The sequence below is a fragment of the Streptomyces xanthii genome (assembly GCF_014621695.1).
Taxonomy (GTDB): Bacteria; Actinomycetota; Actinomycetes; order Streptomycetales; family Streptomycetaceae; genus Streptomyces; species Streptomyces xanthii.
In genome coordinates this window covers 2,588,346-2,608,049 of record NZ_CP061281.1, presented here as the reverse complement: position 1 = coordinate 2,608,049, position 19,704 = coordinate 2,588,346, and the positions used below count along the sequence as shown (strand labels likewise).

General features: G+C 71.7%; 19 protein-coding genes. 12 read left to right on the top strand and 7 right to left on the bottom strand.

Going from position 1 to position 19,704, the window contains the following annotated elements; translation table 11 throughout:
• Nucleotides 1-8 precede the first annotated feature (8 nt).
• Nucleotides 9-2,222 (top strand): catalase/peroxidase HPI, encoded by a 2,214-nt coding sequence (gene katG / locus IAG42_RS11720; protein WP_188336963.1) that lies wholly within the window; start codon nucleotides 9-11, stop codon nucleotides 2,220-2,222.
• A 209-nt stretch (nucleotides 2,223-2,431) separates the two neighbouring features.
• Here the strand turns inward: katG and IAG42_RS11715 are convergent, their stop codons facing one another.
• Nucleotides 2,432-2,830: a CBS domain-containing protein gene (locus tag IAG42_RS11715; protein WP_188336962.1), complete on the bottom strand. Its 399-nt coding sequence runs from the start codon at nucleotides 2,828-2,830 to the stop codon at nucleotides 2,432-2,434.
• 186 nt (nucleotides 2,831-3,016) lie between these two features.
• Nucleotides 3,017-3,808 carry a histidinol-phosphatase gene (hisN, locus tag IAG42_RS11710; RefSeq protein WP_188336961.1) on the bottom strand — a complete coding sequence of 264 codons (792 nt, stop codon included), beginning with the start codon at nucleotides 3,806-3,808 and terminating at the stop codon, nucleotides 3,017-3,019.
• 171 nt (nucleotides 3,809-3,979) lie between these two features.
• Here hisN and IAG42_RS11705 point away from each other — a divergent pair, with 171 nt between their 5' ends.
• A complete protein-coding gene (locus tag IAG42_RS11705) occupies nucleotides 3,980-4,528 on the top strand; it encodes a TetR/AcrR family transcriptional regulator (RefSeq protein ID WP_188336960.1) in 549 nt (182 codons plus the stop codon).
• Nucleotides 4,529-4,547: 19 nt separating this feature from the next.
• Here the strand turns inward: IAG42_RS11705 and IAG42_RS11700 are convergent, their stop codons facing one another.
• The 4 genes from IAG42_RS11700 to IAG42_RS11685 all read right to left on the bottom strand — a co-directional run bounded on the left by IAG42_RS11700 (nucleotide 4,548) and on the right by IAG42_RS11685 (nucleotide 8,064).
• On the bottom strand, nucleotides 4,548-4,871 hold the full coding sequence (locus IAG42_RS11700; protein ID WP_188336959.1) for a DMT family transporter: 324 nt from the start codon (nucleotides 4,869-4,871) through the stop codon (nucleotides 4,548-4,550).
• A gap of 100 nt (nucleotides 4,872-4,971) precedes the next feature.
• Entirely contained in the window at nucleotides 4,972-5,982 is a 1,011-nt protein-coding gene (rsgA, locus tag IAG42_RS11695) for a ribosome small subunit-dependent GTPase A (RefSeq protein ID WP_188336958.1), read from the bottom strand.
• Between the two features lie 11 nt (nucleotides 5,983-5,993).
• Nucleotides 5,994-7,325, bottom strand: coding sequence for a 3-phosphoshikimate 1-carboxyvinyltransferase (gene aroA / locus IAG42_RS11690; protein WP_188336957.1), 1,332 nt, complete (start codon nucleotides 7,323-7,325; stop codon nucleotides 5,994-5,996).
• A gap of 37 nt (nucleotides 7,326-7,362) precedes the next feature.
• Entirely contained in the window at nucleotides 7,363-8,064 is a 702-nt protein-coding gene (locus IAG42_RS11685; protein WP_188336956.1) for a M50 family metallopeptidase, read from the bottom strand.
• A gap of 49 nt (nucleotides 8,065-8,113) precedes the next feature.
• Between IAG42_RS11685 and IAG42_RS11680 the strand changes: the two genes are divergently transcribed.
• From IAG42_RS11680 to IAG42_RS11635, 10 genes are all read left to right on the top strand, one after another.
• Nucleotides 8,114-8,920: an SOS response-associated peptidase gene (locus IAG42_RS11680; protein WP_188336955.1), complete on the top strand. Its 807-nt coding sequence runs from the start codon at nucleotides 8,114-8,116 to the stop codon at nucleotides 8,918-8,920.
• A 255-nt stretch (nucleotides 8,921-9,175) separates the two neighbouring features.
• The gene (locus tag IAG42_RS11675; protein WP_188336954.1) at nucleotides 9,176-9,811 is read left to right on the top strand and encodes an alpha/beta hydrolase family protein; all 636 of its coding nucleotides are present in this window, start codon (nucleotides 9,176-9,178) and stop codon (nucleotides 9,809-9,811) included.
• A 242-nt stretch (nucleotides 9,812-10,053) separates the two neighbouring features.
• Nucleotides 10,054-10,725, top strand: coding sequence for an RNA polymerase sigma factor SigR (gene sigR / locus IAG42_RS11670; RefSeq protein WP_188336953.1), 672 nt, complete (start codon nucleotides 10,054-10,056; stop codon nucleotides 10,723-10,725).
• On the top strand, nucleotides 10,722-11,018 hold the full coding sequence (gene rsrA / locus IAG42_RS11665) for a mycothiol system anti-sigma-R factor (RefSeq protein WP_188336952.1): 297 nt from the start codon (nucleotides 10,722-10,724) through the stop codon (nucleotides 11,016-11,018). Before sigR ends, rsrA begins: the two co-directional genes overlap by 4 nt.
• Before the next feature lie 205 nt (nucleotides 11,019-11,223).
• The gene (locus IAG42_RS11660; RefSeq protein WP_188336951.1) at nucleotides 11,224-12,555 is read left to right on the top strand and encodes an HD-GYP domain-containing protein; all 1,332 of its coding nucleotides are present in this window, start codon (nucleotides 11,224-11,226) and stop codon (nucleotides 12,553-12,555) included.
• A gap of 86 nt (nucleotides 12,556-12,641) precedes the next feature.
• Nucleotides 12,642-13,844, top strand: a complete 1,203-nt coding sequence (locus IAG42_RS11655; protein ID WP_223206382.1) for an HD-GYP domain-containing protein — start codon at nucleotides 12,642-12,644, stop codon at nucleotides 13,842-13,844.
• A 108-nt stretch (nucleotides 13,845-13,952) separates the two neighbouring features.
• Nucleotides 13,953-14,933: a tetratricopeptide repeat protein gene (locus IAG42_RS11650; RefSeq protein ID WP_188336950.1), complete on the top strand. Its 981-nt coding sequence runs from the start codon at nucleotides 13,953-13,955 to the stop codon at nucleotides 14,931-14,933.
• Nucleotides 14,934-15,278: 345 nt separating this feature from the next.
• Nucleotides 15,279-15,929, top strand: coding sequence for a peptide deformylase (gene def / locus IAG42_RS11645; RefSeq protein ID WP_188336949.1), 651 nt, complete (start codon nucleotides 15,279-15,281; stop codon nucleotides 15,927-15,929).
• Between the two features lie 313 nt (nucleotides 15,930-16,242).
• Nucleotides 16,243-17,316 carry a terpene synthase family protein gene (locus IAG42_RS11640; protein ID WP_223205949.1) on the top strand — a complete coding sequence of 358 codons (1,074 nt, stop codon included), beginning with the start codon at nucleotides 16,243-16,245 and terminating at the stop codon, nucleotides 17,314-17,316.
• Nucleotides 17,313-18,695, top strand: a complete 1,383-nt coding sequence (locus tag IAG42_RS11635; RefSeq protein ID WP_188336947.1) for a bifunctional albaflavenone monooxygenase/terpene synthase — start codon at nucleotides 17,313-17,315, stop codon at nucleotides 18,693-18,695. The genes IAG42_RS11640 and IAG42_RS11635 overlap by 4 nt, the downstream gene beginning before the upstream one ends.
• Before the next feature lie 21 nt (nucleotides 18,696-18,716).
• Here the strand turns inward: IAG42_RS11635 and IAG42_RS11630 are convergent, their stop codons facing one another.
• Nucleotides 18,717-19,679: a helix-turn-helix domain-containing protein gene (locus IAG42_RS11630; protein ID WP_188336946.1), complete on the bottom strand. Its 963-nt coding sequence runs from the start codon at nucleotides 19,677-19,679 to the stop codon at nucleotides 18,717-18,719.
• Nucleotides 19,680-19,704: the final 25 nt, after the last annotated feature.

Genomic DNA, 19,704 nt, shown 5'->3' with positions numbered 1-19,704 from the left:
GGCCCGCAATGTCCGAGAACCATGAAGCGATCGTCACCGACCCGAAAGCGGAGGGCGCGGGTGGTTGCCCCGTTGCGCACGGGCGAGCGGCCCACCCGACCCAGGGCGGCGGAAACCGCCAGTGGTGGCCGGAGCGGCTCAATCTGAAGATCCTCGCGAAGAACCCCGCGGTGGCGAACCCGCTGGGTGAGGACTTCGACTACGCGGAGGCCTTCAAGGCACTCGACCTCCCGGCCGTCAAGCGGGACATCGCCGAGGTGCTCACCACCTCCCAGGACTGGTGGCCGGCCGACTTCGGCAACTACGGCCCGCTGATGATCCGTATGGCCTGGCACAGCGCCGGCACGTACCGCATCAGCGACGGCCGCGGCGGCGCCGGTGCCGGTCAGCAGCGCTTCGCGCCCCTGAACAGCTGGCCGGACAACGCGTCCCTGGACAAGGCCCGCCGTCTGCTGTGGCCGGTCAAGAAGAAGTACGGCAAGTCCATCTCGTGGGCCGACCTCATGATCCTCACGGGCAACGTGGCGCTGGAGACGATGGGCTTCAAGACCTTCGGCTTCGCCGGCGGCCGCGTGGACGAGTGGGAGCCGGACGAGGACGTCTACTGGGGCCCCGAGACCGAGTGGCTCGGCGACGAGCGCTACACGGGCGACCGTGAGCTGGAGAACCCGCTCGCCGCGGTCCAGATGGGTCTCATCTACGTGAACCCCGAGGGGCCGAACGGGAACCCGGACCCGATCGCCGCCGCCCGCGACATCCGCGAGACGTTCCGCCGTATGGCGATGAACGACGAGGAGACCGTCGCCCTGATCGCCGGTGGTCACACCTTCGGCAAGACCCACGGCGCCGGCCCGGCCGACGCGGTGGCCGCCGACCCCGAGGCCGCTCCCATGGAGCAGCTGGGCCTCGGCTGGAAGAGCAGCTACGGCACGGGTGTCGGCAAGGACGCGATCACGTCCGGCCTGGAGGTCACCTGGACCACCACCCCGACCCAGTGGAGCAACGGGTTCTTCAAGAACCTCTTCGAGTACGAGTACGAGCTCACCCAGAGCCCGGCCGGTGCCAACCAGTGGGTGGCCAAGGACGCCGAGGCGACCGTCCCGGACGCCTTCGACCCGTCGAAGAAGCACCTCCCGACGATGCTCACCACGGACCTCTCGCTGCGCTTCGACCCGATCTACGGGCCGATCTCGCGCCGCTTCTATGAGAACCCGGAGGAGTTCGCGGACGCCTTCGCCCGCGCCTGGTACAAGCTGACGCACCGTGACATGGGCCCGGTCGTCCGCTACCTGGGCCCGGAGGTCCCCTCCGAGGTGCTGCTGTGGCAGGACCCGCTGCCGGCGCGCGAGGGCGAGCTGCTCGGCGCCGCCGAGATCGCCGCGCTCAAGGAGGAGGTGCTCGGCTCCGGCCTCTCGGTCGCGCAGCTGGTCTCCACCGCGTGGGCCTCGGCGTCCTCCTTCCGCGGCAGCGACAAGCGCGGCGGTGCCAACGGCGCCCGTATCCGCCTGGAGCCGCAGCGCAACTGGGAGGTCAACAACCCGGACGAGCTGTCCCAGGTCCTCAGCAAGCTCGAGGGCATCCAGCAGGCGTTCAACGCCAAGGGCGGCAAGCAGGTCTCCCTGGCCGACCTGATCGTGCTCGCGGGCACCGCGGCCGTCGAGAAGGCGGCCAAGGACGGCGGCGTCGAGGTCGAGGTCGGCTTCACGCCGGGCCGTGTCGACGCGACGCAGGAGCAGACGGACGTGGAGTCCTTCTCCGCGCTCGAGCCCTCCGCCGACGGCTTCCGCAACTACGTGGGCAAGGGCAACCGCCTGCCCGCCGAGTTCCTGCTGCTCGACAAGGCGAACCTGCTCACCCTGAGCGCCCCCGAGCTGACCGTCCTCGTCGGCGGCCTGCGCGTCCTGGGGACCAACCACGGCCAGTCGAAGCACGGCGTCCTCACGGAGCGCCCGGGCACGCTGACGAACGACTTCTTCGTCAACCTGCTCGACCTCGACACCCAGTGGAAGTCCACGTCCGAGGCGCAGGACGAGTTCGAGGGCCGCGACGCCTCCGGTGCGGTCAAGTGGACCGGCACCCGCGCCGACCTGGTCTTCGGTTCCAACTCGGAGCTGCGTGCCGTCGCCGAGGTCTACGCGAGCGATGACGCCAAGGAGAAGTTCGTGAAGGACTTCGCCGCGGCCTGGACCAAGGTCATGGACCTGGACCGGTTCGAGGTCTGATCGCTGCCTCCGTGCCGCCGCCCCCACGGGGGTGAACGCTTCGGCAGGCGCCCGGTGAAGGCCGCGGTCATGGCCCTTCGCGGCTGAACCCCCGGGCGCCCGCCGAGAGACGGGAGGGCCGGTTCCCCACGGGGAGCCGGCCCTCTTTGTCGTGCCGTCGTGCCGTCGCGCCGTCGTGCCTTCGCGCCGCCGCGCAGGGTCGTACGGCGTCAGGCGAGGTCGTGGGCCAGGCGCCGGGCCGGGGCCCAGGCGCGGATGATGTCGCGGACGGAGACGATGCCGACCGGCTCGCGCCCGTCGAGCACGATCAGATGCCGGAAGCCGCCGTGCGCCATCGCCTGGGCGGCGTCCTCCAGGGTCCACGCCGGGGTGGCGAAGACGACGTCGGTGGTGGTGTGGGTGCCCGCGGTCTCGTGATCGGGATTCTGGTCGAGGCCGAGGGAGTTGAGGACGTCGCGCTCGGTGAGGATGCCGATGCCGCAGCCGTCGGGGTCGAGGACCACGGCGGCGCCGACGCGGCGCGCGGACATCAGCCGGGCCGCCTGGCGCAGGGTGTGGGTGGGGCCGATGGTGAGGACCATCGTGCTCATGGCGTCACGGACGAGCATGAAGAGAGCCGCCTTCCTGTGTGAGCCACCTGTGGCACCGCCCTGCCGCTGCCGGCGGTGACCGGAGCGGCAAAGAGAAGCGATTCACAAGTTCACAAGTGGGGGGACTCTCAATGTGGCAGGTAAAGGGGGAGTCAACAAGGGGGCGCGGGAAGCGACTTGCGGCGCGCGGGGAGCGGGACCGGCTCAGTGCAGGTAGCTGAGCATCTCGTCGTGGAGCAGTCCGTTCGACGCCGCCGCGTTGCCGCTGTGCGGGCCCGGACGGCCGTCGAGGCCGGTGAACGAGCCGCCCGCCTCGGTCACGATGATCGCGTTCGCCGCCATGTCCCACAGGGAGAGCTCCGGCTCCGCGCACAGGTCCACCGAACCCTCGGCGACCATCATGTACGGCCAGAAGTCGCCGTAGCCGCGCGTGCGCCACACCGTGCGGGTCAGGTCCAGGAACCCGTTGAGCCGGCCCTGCTCCTCCCAGCCCGACAGCGAGGAGTACGCGAACGAGGCGTCGGCCATACGGCCCACCTTCGACACGTGCAGCCGGGACGCCGAGGTCAGGCTGCGGCCCGTGTACGCGCCCGCGCCCTTCGCCGCCCACCAGCGGCGCCCGAGCGCGGGAGCCGACACGACGCCGACGACCGGCTGGTAGCCGCCCTCGCCGGCCTCCATGAGGGAGATCAGCGTCGCCCAGACCGGGACGCCGCGCACGTAGTTCTTGGTGCCGTCGATCGGGTCGATCACCCAGCGGCGCGGACCCGTGCCCTCGATGCCGTACTCCTCGCCGAGGACCGCGTCACGCGGCCTGGCCCGCTGGAGGTTGCCGCGGATCAGCTCCTCGGCGGCCTTGTCGGCCTCGCTCACCGGCGTCATGTCCGGCTTGGTCTCCACCTTCAGGTCGAGAGCCTTGAACCGGTCCATCGTCGCGGCGTCGGCGACGTCGGCGAGGACGTGGGCGAGACGCAGATCATCGAGGTAGTCGGGCATGAGTGCACAGTATCGATCGCGGTGGACCCCCGGCCACAGCGCCCGGCCCGCACGTGCGCTCGCCCCCTGTCCGTACCAGACATATGGGGCGCAACCCCTTGACGGAGCGGACAAGACCGTCAAGTCTGGCGAAACGAACCGTACGGACCCGGCGGCCCCGGGGAGGCGACGATGCCCGCAGCCAGGGAATCACTGTTGGACGCGGCCGGTGCGGCGCTCGGCCGACGGCCCTGGTCGGCGGTGCGGATGGTGGACGTCGCGGCCGCCGCCTCGGTGTCGCGCCAGACCCTCTACAACGAGTTCGGCAGCAAGGACGGCCTGGCCCGCGCCCTGGTACGGCGCGAGACCGACCTCTACCTCACCGGCGCCGACCGCGCGCTGCGCGAGGGCGGCTTCGAGGCGCTCGCCGCGTGGACCTCCGAGGCGGCCCGGCGCAGTCCGCTGACGCGGGCCGTGCTCACCGGCTGCTGGAGCGAACGGCTCCCCGCGATCGACCTCGCCCCCGCGCCGCACGTCTCCGGGGTCCCCGCGCAGCGCCGCGCCGACGGCCCCCTGCCGGGCCCCGCCGAGCTCGTGGCCGCCGTGAGGGACCGGGCCGCGGCCCTGCTCGGCAGACCCGCCGGCGAGTGCGAACTCGCCGTACGGATCGCGCTGTCGTGGGTGGTGGCGCCGGCGGGCGAGGCGGACCTGGCCCGCCTGCTGCGCACCAGAGCGGCCTGAGGCCGACCGGGGCGGAGGATCAGTGCGCCGAGCCGGAGAGCTGGAGGCCGATGACCCCCGCGATGACGAGACTGATGGACACGATCTTGAGCGTGGAGACGACGTCGCCGAGGAAGACCATCCCGTAGATCGCCGTGCCCGCCGCGCCGATGCCGGTCCAGACGGCGTACGCGGGCCCCACGTCGAGCTTCTTCAGGGAGAGCGTCAGCAGACCGAAGCTGCCCAGGGCGAACGAGGCGAACGCGACCGTCGGCCACAACCGCGTGAAGCCGTGCGAGAGCTTGAGGCACACGGCGAAACCGGTCTCCAGGATCCCCGCCACGATGACCAGCAGCCACGCCATGTGAGTCTTCCTCCCGTGTCCCGCTGATCCGGTACGGCGATCGATCCCGTACGGGGATTATGCCTTTACCGGTGGGGCCGGGCAGCAAACAACGGCGAGGTCAGTCGCCCTCGCGGCGCTCGCGGGTCGCGAGCAGCCGGCGCAGCGAGTACAGCCGCGCGGGATCCGCGTGCCCCGCCTCCACCCAGGCGTCGAGCGCGCAGTCCGGCTCGTCGTGGCTGCACGCGCGCGGGCAGTTTTCCGTGCCGGGCTCCAGATCCGGGAAGGCGTGGATGACGCGCGAGGGATCCACGTGGTGCAGGCCGAACGACCGCACGCCCGGAGTGTCGACCACCCAGCCCGCGTCGCCCGACAGCGGCAGCGCGAGCGCCGAGGTCGTCGTGTGCCGGCCGCGGCCCGTGACCGCGTTGACATGACCCGTCGTACGCCGCCGGTCGTCCGGCACCAGCGCGTTGACCAGCGTCGTCTTGCCCACGCCGGAGTGCCCGACGAACGCCGTCACCTTCCCGTCGAGCTGCTCGCGCACCCGCGCCACGGCCGTCCCGTCCTCCAGCTCGGCGCGGCTCGTCACCACGTACGGGATGTCGAGGTCGCCGTACAGGTCGAGCAGCTTGTCCGGCGGGGCCAGGTCGGACTTGGTCAGGACGAGCAGCGGCGAGAGGCCGCCGTCGTACGCCGCCACGAGACAGCGGTCGATCATGCGCGGGCGCGGCTCGGGGTCGGCGAGCGCGGTGACGATGGCGAGCTGGTCCGCGTTGGCCACGACGACGCGCTCGTACGGGTCGTCGTCGTCCGCGGTGCGGCGCAGCACCGAGGTGCGCTTCTCGATGCGCACGATGCGCGCGAGCGTGTCCTTCTTGCCGGACAGATCACCGACGACCGCGACCCGGTCCCCGACGACCGCGGCCTTGCGGCCCAGCTCACGGGCCTTCATCGCGGTCACGGGGGTGTCGTCGATGAGGACGGTGAGCCGCCCCCGGTCCACGGTGAGGACCATGCCCTCGGCCGCGTCCTCGTGCTTGGGCCGGATGTTCGTCCGCGGCCGGTTCCCCTTGCGGTTGGGGCGCTGGCGGATGTCGTCCTCGTCGGTGTGCTTGCCGTAGCGGCGCATCGCGGTGTTCCCTACGCCCCGAGGCCGTCCGACCCGAGCATGGCGGTCCACATGTCGGGGAAGTCGGGCAGCGTCTTCGCGGTCGTCGCCACGTTCTCGATCTGCACCCCTTCCACGGCCAGGCCGATGATCGCGCCCGCCGTCGCCATGCGGTGGTCGTCGTACGTGTGGAAGACGCCGCCGTGCAGCCGGCGCGGGCGGATGTGCAGGCCGTCGGCGGTCTCGGTGACGTCACCGCCCAGCTCGTTGATCTCCTTGGTGAGCGCGGCCAGGCGGTCCGTCTCGTGCAGGCGCAGGTGCGCGACGCCGCGCAGCGTGGACGGGCCGTCGGCCAGCGCGGCGACCGCCGCGATGCCCGGGGTCAGCTCGCCGACCTCGCCCAGGTCCACGTCGATGCCGTGGATCTTGCCCGAGCCGGTGAACTCCAGGCCCCGCGCGGTCAGTTCGCAGGAGCCGCCCATCTGCGTGAAGATGTCGCGCAGCGCGTCGCCGGGCTGCGTCGTGTGCGCCGGCCAGTCGGGGATCGTGACCTTGCCGCCGGTGATCAGGGCGGCCGCCAGGAACGGCTGCGCGTTCGACAGGTCCGGCTCGATCGTGATGTCCCGGCCGAGCAGGGCGCCCGGCGTGACCCGCCACACGTTCGCCTCGCCGCCCGACTCCGGGGTGTCGACCTGGGCGCCGACCGCGCGCAGCATGTCGACCGTCATCCGGATGTGCGGCATCGAGGGCAGCGTCGAGCCGGTGTGCCGGACCTCCACCCCCTGGTTGAAGCGCGGGGCCGAGAGGAGCAGCGCGGAGACGAACTGGGAGGACGACGACGCGTCGATCTCGACCGTGCCGCCGTCGAGCGCCCCGCCGCCCTGCACGGTGAGCGGCAGCGCACCGCGGCCCTCGTCCTCGATCCGGGCGCCGAGGGCGCGCAGCGCGTCGATCACTCCGTGCAGCGGGCGCTCGTACGAACGGGGGTCGCCGTCGAAGCGGATCGGCCCGTCGGCAAGCGTGGCGACCGGGGGCAGGAAGCGCATGACCGTGCCCGCGTTGCCCACGTCGACCGTGGCCGGGCCGTGGAGGCGGCCGGGGATGACCCGCCAGGCCTCACCGGAACCGTCCGGGCCTACGCCCTCCTCGATGCCGACGCCCATGGCGCGCAGGGCGCCCGCCATCAGCACGGTGTCGCGCGAGCGCAGCGGGCGGCGCAGCCAGCCCGGCTCGGCGGCGAGCGCGGCCAGCACCAGCGCCCGGTTGGTGACGGATTTGGACCCCGGCACCTGGACCGTCGCGTCGACGGCTCCGCTCGCGAGAGGGGCGGGCCACAGGGCGGTGTGCGCGGGGTTCGACGTCATGCCCTTTACTTTAGTGGGCCCGCGTGGACCCACCTGTTCACAGGCCGAGCAGCCAGCGCCCGCCGCCGAGCAGCGAGCACAGCGACACCGCGTGGAAGAAGAAGAACCACATCGCCGCCGGCACGTGCGTGAGCCGCGCCAGCTGGTCCGCGTCCGAGTCCCCGGCCCCGCCGCGCCGCCGCTTGGACTGCAGCTCGAACGCCGGGCGCACCCCGCCGAGCAGCAGGAACCACACCACCACGTACGCGAACGCCGCCTGCACCTGCGGGCCCGTCAGCCAGGACACCAGCAGGAACGTGCCGCCGGTGACCACCACCGTGAGCACCCCGTACGCGTTCCTGATCATCACCAGCATCACGATCAGCAGGGCCGTCGCCAGCCAGAGCAGCAGCGTGATGTGGCCCTCGCCGAGCAGCGCGGCGCCGCCCAGGCCGAGCAGCGGCGGGGCCGTGTAGCCCGCGGCCGCCGTCAGGACCATGCCGAGGCCGGTCGGCTTGCCCCGGCTGACCGTGAGGCCGCTGGTGTCCGAGTGCAGCCGGATGCCGTCGAGGCGGCGGCCCATCAGGAGCGCGACCAGTCCGTGGCCGCCCTCGTGGGCGATCGTGATCGCGTTGCGCGACAGGCGCCACACGGCGTGCGGGACGATCGCGGCGAGCGCGAGGACGCCGGCGGCGATCACCACCCACTCCTGCGGGTCGGACTGGGTCCCGGTGATCCGGTCCCAGAGGCTGGCGTCCATGTTCGGTGCGGCTCCCGTTCGTCTGCGGCGTTCTGGCACTGTGGCACGTATGTGCGGACGGTATGCATCCAGTCGTGGGCCCGAGGATCTCGCAGAAGTCTTTGAGATCGAGCGGTGGGAGCCGGAGGAGGCTCTCGAGCCCGACTACAACGTGGCCCCCACCAAGGAGGTCTACGTGGTGCTCGACCGTCCTCTGAAAGACGCCGCGGACCGCCGGCCGGTTCGCCAGCTGCGCAAGCTGAAGTGGGGGCTCGTGCCGTCCTGGGCCCGGACGCCCGAGGGTGCGGCCCGCATGATCAACGCCCGCGCGGAGACGCTGCACGAGAAGCCGTCCTTCAAGCAGGCCTTCGCCGCGCGGCGCTGCATCGTGCCCGCCGACGGCTATTACGAGTGGGTGACCGGGGCCGCCGAGCGTGACCTGGAGGTCGAGGGCAAGAAGAAGCGGGCGCGCAAGCAGCCGTACTTCGTGACGCCGGCCGACGGGTCGGTCTTCGCCATGGCCGGGCTGTACGAGTTCTGGCGGGACCGGACACTGCCGGACGCGCATCCGGCGGCCTGGTGGGTGACGTGCTCGGTGATCACCACCGAGGCGGAGGTCGCTCCGCTGGGGGTCGCGCCGGAGGAGGGGCCGCGTTCGCTCGCCGAGATCCATCCCCGGATGCCGTTGATGCTGACGCCTGACCGGTGGGATGCGTGGCTGGATCCGGCGCGGGCCGATCCGCAGGGGCTGTTGGCTCCGCCGCCGGAGGGGCTCATGCGCGCGTACCCGGTCGCGACGGCTGTCAGCAACGTCCGCAACAACGGGCCCGAGCTTCTGAAGGAGTTGGACGGCCCGGAAGTCGGCACGCTGTTCTGAGGCGGGGCGTGCCTTCTCGTCTGCCGGGTGCGGTTGTTCGGCGGGTGCGGGTCGGTGGGGGCTGGTCGCGCAGTTCCCCGCGCCCCTGGAAGGCAGCGGCTTCGCCGCACCTTCCCCCGATGAAAGGCGTCCCGTGCCTTTGTCGGGGAGATGCGGCGCGAAGCGCCATGCATCTCAGGGGCGCGGGGAACTGCGCGAGAAGCCCCACCGGGGCGGCAGACGAAGCGGGAGTCAAGGTCAGGGCACCATGACCAGGTGACCCGTACCGAGATCGTGCCCACCGAGACAGGCGACGCCCGCGTCACCTGGTACCTCGCCCGCACCGCGCAGCGGATTCTCGCCGTCAGCCACGGCGCGGGCGGTGGCATCGAGGCGAGGGACCTTCAGGCCCTGGCCGAGACCCTGCCGGCCCACGGCGTGACCGTCGCCCTCGTGGAGCAGCCCTGGCGCGTGGCCGGCAAGAAGCTGGCCCCCGCGCCCAAGACCCTGGACACGGGCTGGCGCGGCCTGTGGCCCGCACTTCGGAAGCCCGGCCTCCCGGTGATCGCCGGAGGCAGAAGCGCCGGTGCCCGCGTGGCCTGCCGCACGGCGAAGGATCTGGGCGCCGCCGCCGTCCTCGCGCTGAGCTTCCCGCTGCACCCGCCGGGCAAGCCGGAGAAGTCCCGCGCCGACGAACTGCTCGGCGCCGGTGTCCCCACCCTCGTCGTCCAGGGCGGCAACGACCCCTTCGGCAAGCCCGCCGAGTTCCCGGACCCGGACGCGTTCGAGATCGTCGAAGTGCCGTACGGCGACCACGGGTTCGCCGTGCCGAAGCGCGCCCCCACGAGCCAGGAGGAGGCGCTGGAGACGATCACCGGGGCCGTCGTCACGTGGACTCGGTCACTCCGCTAGCGGACGGGAATGTTGCGGCCGGGACCGCTGTTGTGCGGAACATCGGTGAACAGTTCGTACGAGAGGAAGTCCGCCGCATGGGTTCGACCATCTGCCCGAGCCGCAGCACCACTCCTGACCTGGAGTGGACCGTCCTGCACGCGGCCCGGACCGTGCCTATTCGGGCGGCGGGCGGACCGGATCGTCGTCTATCCTCCGATTCGAGTGGGACCACTCCCGGTCTCGCGACGTCGTCGGAGGAGGTGGGTCCGGTCGCAGGGACCGACGCAGGGACCGAAAACGGCCAGGCGGAGCAGCCCGGGCCCGCGGAGACCGCTGCCGAGCGCAGCGCGCGCTTCGAGCGGGACGCGCTGGAATTCCTCGACCAGATGTACTCCGCTGCGCTGCGCATGACGCGCAACCCCGCAGACGCGGAGGACCTGGTCCAGGAGACGTACGCGAAGGCGTATGCGTCGTTCCACCAGTTCCGCGAGGGCACGAACCTCAAGGCGTGGCTGTACCGGATCCTCACGAACACCTTCATCAACTCGTACCGGAAGAAGCAGCGTGAGCCCCAGCGCAGCGCCGCCGAGGAGATCGAGGACTGGCAGCTGGCCCGGGCCGAGTCGCACATGTCGACCGGTCTGCGCTCCGCCGAGTCGCAGGCGCTCGACCACCTGCCCGACTCGGACGTGAAGCAGGCGCTCCAGGCGATCCCCGAGGAATTCCGCATCGCCGTGTATCTCGCGGACGTAGAGGGCTTTGCGTACAAGGAGATCGCGGACATCATGGGGACACCCATCGGGACGGTGATGTCCCGGCTCCACCGGGGCCGTCGCCAGCTGCGCGGCATGCTCGAGGACTACGCCCGTGACCGCGGGCTCGTCCCGGCCGGCGCCGGAGAGTCGAACGAAGTGAAAGGTTCGGGCTCATGAGCTGCGGAGAGCCGCACGAGACGGACTGCAGTGAAGTTCTCGATCATCTCTACGAGTACCTCGACCATGAGATGCCGGATCCGGACTGCACCAAGTTCGAGGTGCACTTCGAGGAGTGCTCCCCGTGTCTGGAGAAGTACGGCCTCGAGCAGGCCGTGAAGAAGCTGGTGAAGCGGTGCTGCGGGCACGACGACGTGCCGAGCGACCTGCGGGCCAAGGTCATGGGCCGGATCGAGCTGATCCGCTCCGGTGACGCCACCCCGGAGGACGGCTTCGGGAACTCGCTGGCCTGACCCCGCCCCCTCCGGGCGGGAAGGGCGGGAAGTGCCGCGCCGCGCGCGGGAGTTGAGTTCCCGCGTCAGCCTCACGCGTCACCCGCCTCACCCGATCGTGTTAATCCGGGGCCGTGTGCCCCGGTATTCCCCCCGATGCCGCCCCGGTGGAGCGGCGTGCGGCCTATTCTCCGTGAACTGAACGCCACGGGGAGGGAGTTGGGGGATGCGGTCGGTTCCGCCGGTGGCCTGCGCCTCGGTGCTGCTCGCCGTGGGTGCGGGCCTCTTCTGCGCCGCGCCCGCGCTCTCCCCTCGCACCCCCTGGCCCTCGGTCGTCCTGCTCGCCGCCGTCTACGCGGTCTGCGAGCACGCGGGGCGGTTGCGGATCGTCGGGCGGCGAGCGCCCCAGGACATGGGCACCTTCTTCCCCGTGCTGCTTGCAGGAGCGTTTCTGCTGCCTCCGGCCGCCGCCGCGCTCGTCGCCGTGCCCGGCGCGCTGCTCGGCCGGGTGGAGCAGCGGCCAAGAGCGCTGCGCCGGACCTGGCGCGCCGCCCGGCTCGCGCTCGCCTGCTGGGCCGCCGCACAGGCCTTCGCGCTGCTCGGCGGCGCCGCCGCGGTCTCCGCGCCCCGCTTCCCGTACGCGCTCGTGCCCTGCGGTGCGGGCGCGCTCGTCTTCTGCGCCGCGCTCACCCTCCTCGACGGCGCCATCCTCGCCACCGCCGAGCGGGTCCCGCTGCGCTCGGCCTGGCGCGGCCTGTTCGGACGCACCCTCGCCCCCGTCGTCGTGCACGGACTCGCCGGGATGATGATGGCCGTCCTGTGGGCCGGCGCGTACGGGCCGCTCGCCTCGCTGCTCGTCCTGCTGCCCATGTACATCTCCTGCTGGGTCTTCGCCCAGTACCAGCGCGAGCGCGCCGCCCACCAGGCCACCATCAGGGCGCTCGTCCAGGCCGTCGACATCAAGGACGGCTACACGCGCGGGCACAGCGAGCGCGTCGGGCAGGCCTCGATGATGATCGCCCGCGAGCTCGGCATGGCCGAGGAGCGCGTCGAGGTGCTGCGCTTCGCCGGGATCCTGCACGACGTGGGCAAGCTCGGCGTCCCGACCCGGCTGCTGCGCAAGGACGGCCCGCTCACCCCCGAGGAACGCAAGGTCATCGAGCTGCACCCCGAGTACGGGCACGAGATGGTGCGCGGCATCGGCTTCCTCGGCGAGGCCCGCGCGGCGATCCTGCACCACCACGAGCGGCTCGACGGCAGCGGCTACCCGTACGGGCTCGCCGGCGCGCAGATCCCTGAGTTCGCCCGCGTCGTCGCGGTCGCCGACGCCTTCGACGCCATGACCTCCACCCGTACGTACTCCCGGGCGCGGCCCGTCGACGTCGCGCTCGCGGAGCTGGACCGCTGCGCCGGATCGCAGTTCGACCCCGTCATGGTCGGCGCGCTCACCCGTGTGCTCAGCCGCGACGGCTGGCACCCCGTCGTCACCGCCGACGAGACCGCCCTGCCCGCCCCGCGCGGCACGGACCTCCCCGTGCCCGGGCCGGCCTCCCGGTGAGCGACCGCGCGCCGCTCGGACCGGCACCGCGCGCGGAAACGCCCGGACGCCGCTCCCCGCTCGTCCTCGGCGTGCACGCCGTCGCCGTGACCATCGTCGTGCTCGCCCTGGTCCTCACCGCCCGGCACGGCGTCGTGGACCGCGGCATCGCCCTCGCCTTCGGCCTCCTCGTCGCGGTCGGCGAACTCGCCCGCTGGGGCCGCGGCGACGACCGCGAGCCCGCGCCGCTCGGCACCGCCGGTGCCCTCGCCTACGCCCTGCTGGGCGAGGTCGCCGGGGAACCGACCGGGCACGGGGCCCTCCAGGTCGTCGCCGTCACCGTCGCCGGCGCCCTCGTCGGCTGCGTCCCGCACATCGCGCGCGGCACCGGCCCCGGCCCGGACCACATGGCCCGACGCGTCCTGACCGTCGCCTTCGCCGCCGTCTGCTTCCAGCCGCTCTACAACCAGGGCCGGCTCGCCGAATGGGTGGGGAACGGACCCGGGTACGCCCTGGTCGTCGTCGGGCTCCTCGCACTCACCGCGCTGTGCGACGCCGTGCTCGCCGCGGTTCTCGCGCGGGCCCGCACCGGATGGCCGTTCGGGCCGCTGCTGCGCGACGAGCTGCGGGCCGTGCCGGGCATCGGCTCGGCCGTCTGCGCGACCGGCGCCGTCACCGCGCTCGCCGTCGCCGTGGCCGGACTGTGGGCGCTGCCCGTGATCAGCCTGCCGCTGCTCCTGACCCAGCTGGCCTTCCGCCGCTACGCCTCGGTCCGGGCCACGTACCGGCAGACCATCGCCTCACTGGCCCGCGCCACCGAGATCGCCGGGTACACCCCGCACGGGCACGCGCACCGGGTCGCCGCGCTGAGCCGGGCCGTGGGGCGCGACCTCGGCCTCTCCGAGCCCGAACTGACCGTCCTGGAGTACGCCGCCCTCATGCACGACATCGGCCAGCTCTCGCTGCTCGACCCCGTCACCGACGGGGCCACCGCCGCGCTCCCCGCCGACCGGCAGCGCAGCATCGCCCTGCTCGGCGGGGCCGTCGTCCGGCAGACCGGGGTGGACGCCCGGGTCGCCGTGGTGGTGGAGCGGCAGGCCGACCCGTACCGTGAGCAGCCGGTCGCCGCGCGGATCGTGCGCGCGGCGAACGCGTACGACGAGATGGCCAGGGAAGAGGGGCCCCAGGGGCCGCTGAAGGCCCTGGAGCGGCTTCGTCTCGGCACCGGCCGCGATTATCAGTCGGAAGTCGTGGAAGCCCTGGCCAGAGTGGTTTCGCGGCCCGGACCGATCCTGGGTTCGGCCGGGTGACCCATGGGTAATGAGCGGGCGTCCGACCGTACGTGGTTGGATGCGAATGAGCCCGAAGAACAGGGTGTGTCCGGGGGCACAGGCCTCGAGAGTCTGCAGGCGGGAATCGTGAGGATCTTCGGCAAGGGACGGCACCGGCCATCGGCCTCGTGGCGACAGGCCACGGACCGCGCGTTCACGCTGATCGGCGACGGCCGGTACGAGGACGCGGGGGCGCTGCTCACCCGTGCCGCCGACCTGGAGCCGTGGCTCTCGGAGTCCTGGTTCAACCTGGCGCTGCTCCACAAGTTCCGGCACGACTGGGAGCAGGCGCGCAGCGCGGGTCTGCGGGCCGTCGCGCTGCTCGAACGGGAGACGGGCGCGCCGGACTGGTGGAACGTGGGCATCGCCGCCACCGCGCTGCAGGACTGGCCGCTGGCGCGGCGGGCCTGGCAGGCGTACGGGCTGAAGGTGCCGGGCGGGGCGGCCGCGGCCGGTGAGCCGACGGGCATGGACCTCGGCAGTGCGGCGGTACGGCTCTCCCCGGAGGGTGAGGCCGAGGTCGTGTGGGGGCGCAGGCTCGATCCCGCGCGCATCGAGGTGCTGTCCATTCCGCTGCCGTCCTCGGGGCGGCGCTGGGGCGAGGTCGTGCTGCACGACGGTGTCCCGCACGGGGAGCGGACCACGGCCACGGGGCACTCGTACCCCGTGTTCGACGAGATCGAGCTCTGGGCGCCGTCGCCGGTGCCGACGTGGGTCGTGCTGCTGGAGGCGGCGACCGAGGCGGACCGGGACGCGCTGGAGCGGCTCGCGGCGGACGCCGGGTTCGCGGCGGAGGACTGGTCGTCCTCGGTGCGGCTGCTGTGCCGGACGTGCTCCGAGTCGCGGATGCCCTCCGACGAGGGGGACGGGACGCATCTCGACCCGCACGATCACAGTGAGCCGGGGCATCCCGGGCCGCTGGGGCACCGGACGGACGGGCAGTTGTGGGTGCCGGAGCGGGAGTGCGGGGTGGCTGCGCCGGCGTCGCTGGTACGGGGGTTGCTGGACGGGTGGGTTGCGGACAGTCCCGACTCTCGCGACTGGCGCGATCTCGAAGAGGTCTGCTAGCGGTTCTCGGTGTCGGGTGCGGATGCGCGCCGCGGGGCTGCGGGTCGTCGCCGGGTGCGGCTTTCGTCGTGGCTGGTCGCGCAGTTCCCCGCGCCCCTGAAGGCACGCTCCGCGTGCCCCAGGGGCTGTTGGTCGCGCTCCGCGACGGAGTCGCTGATCGGGTACATCCCCGCGCCCCTGAAGGCACGCTCCGCGTGCCCCAGGGGGCAGACCTCGGGTGCCCCAGAGGTCCGGCCCCGCGCCCCTGAAGGCGGGCTTCATGTTCCCAGGGGACCGCGGCGGGAGGTGGTGGCCCGTACCCTGTAGGGGCACTGTTCATGTAGCTCAGGAAGGCTCACGTCCGTCATGGCGCAGCAGGAGACCGAGAAGCAGCACGCCGGCGTGCTCCCCGTGGACGACGAGGGCTTCGTCATCGACACCGAGGACTGTGAGGCGCGCGAGGCGGCCTACCGGGAGCGCGGCACGTCGCGGCCCATCACGGTGGTCGGGAACCCGGTGCTGCACAAGGAGTGCAAGGACGTCACCGAGTTCGGCCCCGAGCTGGAGAAGCTGGTCGACGACATGTTCGCCAGCCAGCGCACCGCCGAGGGCGTCGGCCTCGCGGCGAACCAGATCGGCGTCGACCTGAAGGTCTTCGTGTACGACTGCCCCGACGACGAGGGCGTCCGCCACACCGGCGTCGTGTGCAACCCGGTCCTACAGGAGCTCCCCGCCGACCGCCGCCGCCTGGACGACTCGAACGAGGGCTGCCTGTCCGTGCCGACCGCTTACGCGGAGCTCGCCCGCCCCGACTACGCGGTGGTCACCGGCCGCGACGAGAAGGGCAACGAGATCACCGTGCGCGGCACCGGCTACTTCGCGCGCTGCCTCCAGCACGAGACGGACCACCTGTACGGCTACCTGTACATCGACCGCCTGTCGAAGCGCGAGCGCAAGAACGCCCTGAAGCAGATGGAGGAGGGCACCCCGCGCTACGCGACGGTGCCCAACGAGTAGCGGCAACTCCTGGTCCCGAGGGGCCGGTTGAGCGTCGAGCGGCGCCTGGTGCGGATGAATTCCCGCCAGGCGCCGCTCTGTTGTGCCCGCGAACCGGTCGCGTACGGCTGTGTGTGCGAACAGGACCAGCCGTTCATGCCACAGATTCGGTCATGTAAGGGGACGATTCCGGCGGCGGGGGGTAGTGAGGGGAGCAAATCCGTTCCCAGAACGGTCAGTTGTAGTGCTGAATAGAAAGCGCGGGGATACGCAACGGCGCGCGCCCGGCACTGCTGGGGGCGTACGCCAACAGGCGGCAGAGAGGGGTTTGTTCGTGGCTGCTTATCCGGAGACCGTGGTCCCACCGGCGCTGGCGCTGCCGGCGATCGAGGATGCGTTTCCTCGCAACCTGCACCCGTATTGGCCCAAGCTTCAGGAGAAGACCCGCTCCTGGCTGCTGGAAAAACGTCTGATGCCCGCCGACAAGGTGGAGAAATATGCCGATGGCCTGTGCTACACGGACCTGATGGCGGGCTACTACATCGGGGCCCCCGACGACGTGCTGTCGGCGATCTGCGACTACAGCGCGTGGTTCTTCGTCTGGGACGACCGGCACGACCGCGACGTGATCCACGGGAGGACGGCGAGCTGGCGGCGGCTCGCCGTCCAGCTGCACGCGGCCACCGAGGCCCCGGAGCTCCACCTGGACCACAAGGACCCGCTGGTCGCGGGCTTCGCGGAGAGCGTGAACCGGCTCTACGGCTCCCTGAGCAGGAGTTGGAACGCCCGCTTCGCCCGCCACTTCCACGTGGTGATCGACGCGTACGACCAGGAGTTCCACAACCGGATGACCGGCACGGTGCCGACCGTGGACGAGTACATCGCCCTGCGCAGGAACACGTTCGCGCACTGGATCTGGCTCGACCTCCTGGAGCCCTCGGCGCAGTACGAACTGCCCGCGTGGGTGAGGAAGAACGAAGCGTTTACGCGTGCGGCACTTGCCTGCCAGGATTTCGCCGCGTGGTACAACGACCTCTGCTCGCTCCCCAAGGAACTCGCGGGAGAAGAGCTCCACAACCTCGGGATAAGTCTCATCAAACACCAGGGACTTTCCCTTCAGGAAGCCGTCGTGGAAGTCCGCCGAAGGGTGCAGGGAACCATCGACGATTTCCTTGAGGCGGAAAAAGAAGTCGAACAGATGGCGGCGTCCGCGGAACAGGTGGGACAGCACGGAAAGGAACTCGCGGACGCCATAAGGGCGTGCGTGGGAAACATGCGGAACTGGTTCAGTTCCGTGTACTGGTTCCACCACGAATCAGGGCGATATGCGGTGGACAGCTGGGACGACAGGTCCACCCCGCCCTACATAAGCGACGAACAGCCCGATCAGGTGGGTGAATGCGCATGACCGTCGATTCGACCCTGCGGGACCGGACGGCCGGCGAGGCCGAGTCCGGCGTCCCGCCCCTCGCGCCCGGCGCCGTCCCGGTGCTCGGCCACGCCGGGAGCCTGCTGCGCGACCCGCTCGGCTTCCTCACCGGGCTGCGCGAAGGCGGCGACGTGGTGCGGCTGCGGCTCGGCCCGCGCACGGCCTACGCGGTGTGCGATCCGGAACTCGTCGCCACGCTCCTCAAGAGTCCCGACTTCGCGGTCGGCGGCCCCCTGTGGGACACCATGGGCGTCCTCCTCGGCAAGGGCGTGGCGACCAGCAACGGGGCGCTGCACCGGCGTCAGCGCCGGGCCATCCAGCCCGCGTTCCGGATGGACAAGATCCACGAGTACGCCGCCGTCATGGAGGACGAGGCGCGCCGCATGGCGGACCGGTGGAGCGACGGGCAGACCGTCGACATCGCCGCCGAGGTCTTCCGCACGGCGACCCGGATCGTGGCCCGTTCGGTGCTCCAGGTGGACTCGATCGACGAGCGCGCCGACCGGCTCTCCACGGCGCTGCACACCGTCTTCGAGGGCCTGTACCGGCGCATGATCCTCTCCTTCGGCCCGCTGTACCGGCTGCCGCTTCCGGCCAATCGCCGATTCGAGAACGCGTTGGCCGATCTGCATCGCATGGTCGACGAGATCATCGCCGAGCGCAGGGCGGAGGCGGCTTCGGGCGGCAATCCCGACGACCTCCTCGCGGCATTGCTCGACGACCGCGACGAAAATGGTGAAGCCGTCAACGAACAGGAGGTGCACGACCAGGTCGTGTCTCTCGTCGTGGCCGGTGCCGAAAATGTGGCGAAGACCCTGACATGGGTCTTTCAGCTCCTCGCCGAACACCCCGAGCACGAAAACCGGCTTAGCCAGGAAGTTGAATCCGTGACGGGCGGGCGTCGCCCGGTCGCTTTCGGTGATCTGGGAGAACTCGCATATATGCGGAATCTCATCACCGAGTCGATGCGGATACGCCCCGCGGTCTGGATTCTGACACGGCTCGCGTCCGTCGACACGACACTCGGCGGGTATCGCATTCCGGCCGGGACGGACATCCTCTACAGCCCGCTCGCCATGCAGCGCGATCCGCGCGCGTTCCGTGACGCCCTGGCCTTCGACCCGGACCGGTGGCTGCCAGAGCGGGCCGCCGACGTCACACCCGCCGCACACGCCCCGTTCAGCGTCGGCAACCGCAAGTGCCCCGGGGACCACTTCAGCATGGCCGAACTGTCCCTGATCCTCGGCACGGTGGTGCAGAAGTGGCGGCTGGTGCCGACCGAGGGGACGGACAGCACGGCCCGCATCGGGATCACGCTGCAGCCCAAGGGGGCCCTGCTGGAGGTGCGGGCCAGGTAGCCCGCCCCGGGCGGGCGCGGCTCAGGCCGCCGCCCGCACCCGGAACGTCCGCCGGAAGGCGTTCGGTGTCGTGCCGAGCGCCTTCATGAACTGGTGGCGCATCGCGGCCGCGTTGCCGAACCCGGCGCGCGCCGCGATGGCGTCCACCGTCTCGTCCGTCCGCTCCAGGAGCTCCTGGGCGAGCAGCACCCGCTGGCGCAGCAGCCACCGGTACGGCGTCGTGCCGGTCTCCTGCTGGAAGCGCCGCGCGAAGGTCCGCGGCGACATGAGGGCCCGCGCCGCCAGCTCCTCCACGGTCACCGGCCGGTCCAGGTTCCGCTCCATCCACGCGAGCACCTCGCCGACCGTGTCGCAGCGCGTCGCCGGCAGCGGCCGCTCCACGTACTGGGCCTGCCCGCCGTCCCGGTGCGGCGGCACGACCATCCGGCGCGCGATCGCGTTGGCCACCTCGGTGCCGTGCTCGCTGCGCACGATGTGCAGACAGGCGTCGATCCCGGCCGCCGTCCCCGCCGAGGTCACGACCGGCCCCTCGTCCACGTACAGCACGTCCGGGTCGACGCGGGTGCGCGGGAAGCGGACGGCGAGCTCGCGCGCGTACCGCCAGTGCACCGCGCAGCGGCGTCCGTCGAGCAGCCCCGCCTCGCCGAGCACGAACACGCCCGCGCACAGGCTCAGGACGCGGGCGCCCCGGTCCACCGCGCGGCGCAGCGCGTCCAGCAGCTCCGGCGGATAGGCCTCGTAGCGCCGCCCGGCCGAGGGGATGGCGACGAGGTCCGCCTCCTCCAGCCGGTCCAGTCCGTACGGCGTCGAGACGGTCATGCCGGGTACGTGCGTGCCGAGCGCCGGGCCCTCCGCGGAGACCACCGCGAAGTCGTACACCGGCAGCCCCACGTCGCCGCGGTCGAGGCCGAACACCTCGCACACGACGCCGAGTTCGAAGGGGTGCACACCGTCGAGGAGCACTGCCGCCACGTTTTTCAGCATGCCGTCCAGTGTGCCTCAGTCGTGG

Bases quoted from the DNA above. Each gene is read 5' to 3' on its own strand.
- katG (WP_188336963.1), top strand. From the start codon at position 9: ATGTCCGAGAACCATGAAGCGATCGTCACCGACCCGAAAGCGGAGGGC.
- IAG42_RS11715 (WP_188336962.1), bottom strand. From the start codon at position 2,830: ATGCTCGTCCGTGACGCCATGAGCACGATGGTCCTCACCATCGGCCCC.
- hisN (WP_188336961.1), bottom strand. From the start codon at position 3,808: ATGCCCGACTACCTCGATGATCTGCGTCTCGCCCACGTCCTCGCCGAC.
- IAG42_RS11705 (WP_188336960.1), top strand. From the start codon at position 3,980: ATGCCCGCAGCCAGGGAATCACTGTTGGACGCGGCCGGTGCGGCGCTC.
- IAG42_RS11700 (WP_188336959.1), bottom strand. From the start codon at position 4,871: ATGGCGTGGCTGCTGGTCATCGTGGCGGGGATCCTGGAGACCGGTTTC.
- rsgA (WP_188336958.1), bottom strand. From the start codon at position 5,982: ATGCGCCGCTACGGCAAGCACACCGACGAGGACGACATCCGCCAGCGC.
- aroA (WP_188336957.1), bottom strand. From the start codon at position 7,325: ATGACGTCGAACCCCGCGCACACCGCCCTGTGGCCCGCCCCTCTCGCG.
- IAG42_RS11685 (WP_188336956.1), bottom strand. From the start codon at position 8,064: ATGGACGCCAGCCTCTGGGACCGGATCACCGGGACCCAGTCCGACCCG.
- IAG42_RS11680 (WP_188336955.1), top strand. From the start codon at position 8,114: ATGTGCGGACGGTATGCATCCAGTCGTGGGCCCGAGGATCTCGCAGAA.
- rsrA (WP_188336952.1), top strand. From the start codon at position 10,722: ATGAGCTGCGGAGAGCCGCACGAGACGGACTGCAGTGAAGTTCTCGAT.
- IAG42_RS11660 (WP_188336951.1), top strand. From the start codon at position 11,224: ATGCGGTCGGTTCCGCCGGTGGCCTGCGCCTCGGTGCTGCTCGCCGTG.
- def (WP_188336949.1), top strand. From the start codon at position 15,279: ATGGCGCAGCAGGAGACCGAGAAGCAGCACGCCGGCGTGCTCCCCGTG.
- IAG42_RS11635 (WP_188336947.1), top strand. From the start codon at position 17,313: ATGACCGTCGATTCGACCCTGCGGGACCGGACGGCCGGCGAGGCCGAG.
- IAG42_RS11630 (WP_188336946.1), bottom strand. From the start codon at position 19,679: ATGCTGAAAAACGTGGCGGCAGTGCTCCTCGACGGTGTGCACCCCTTC.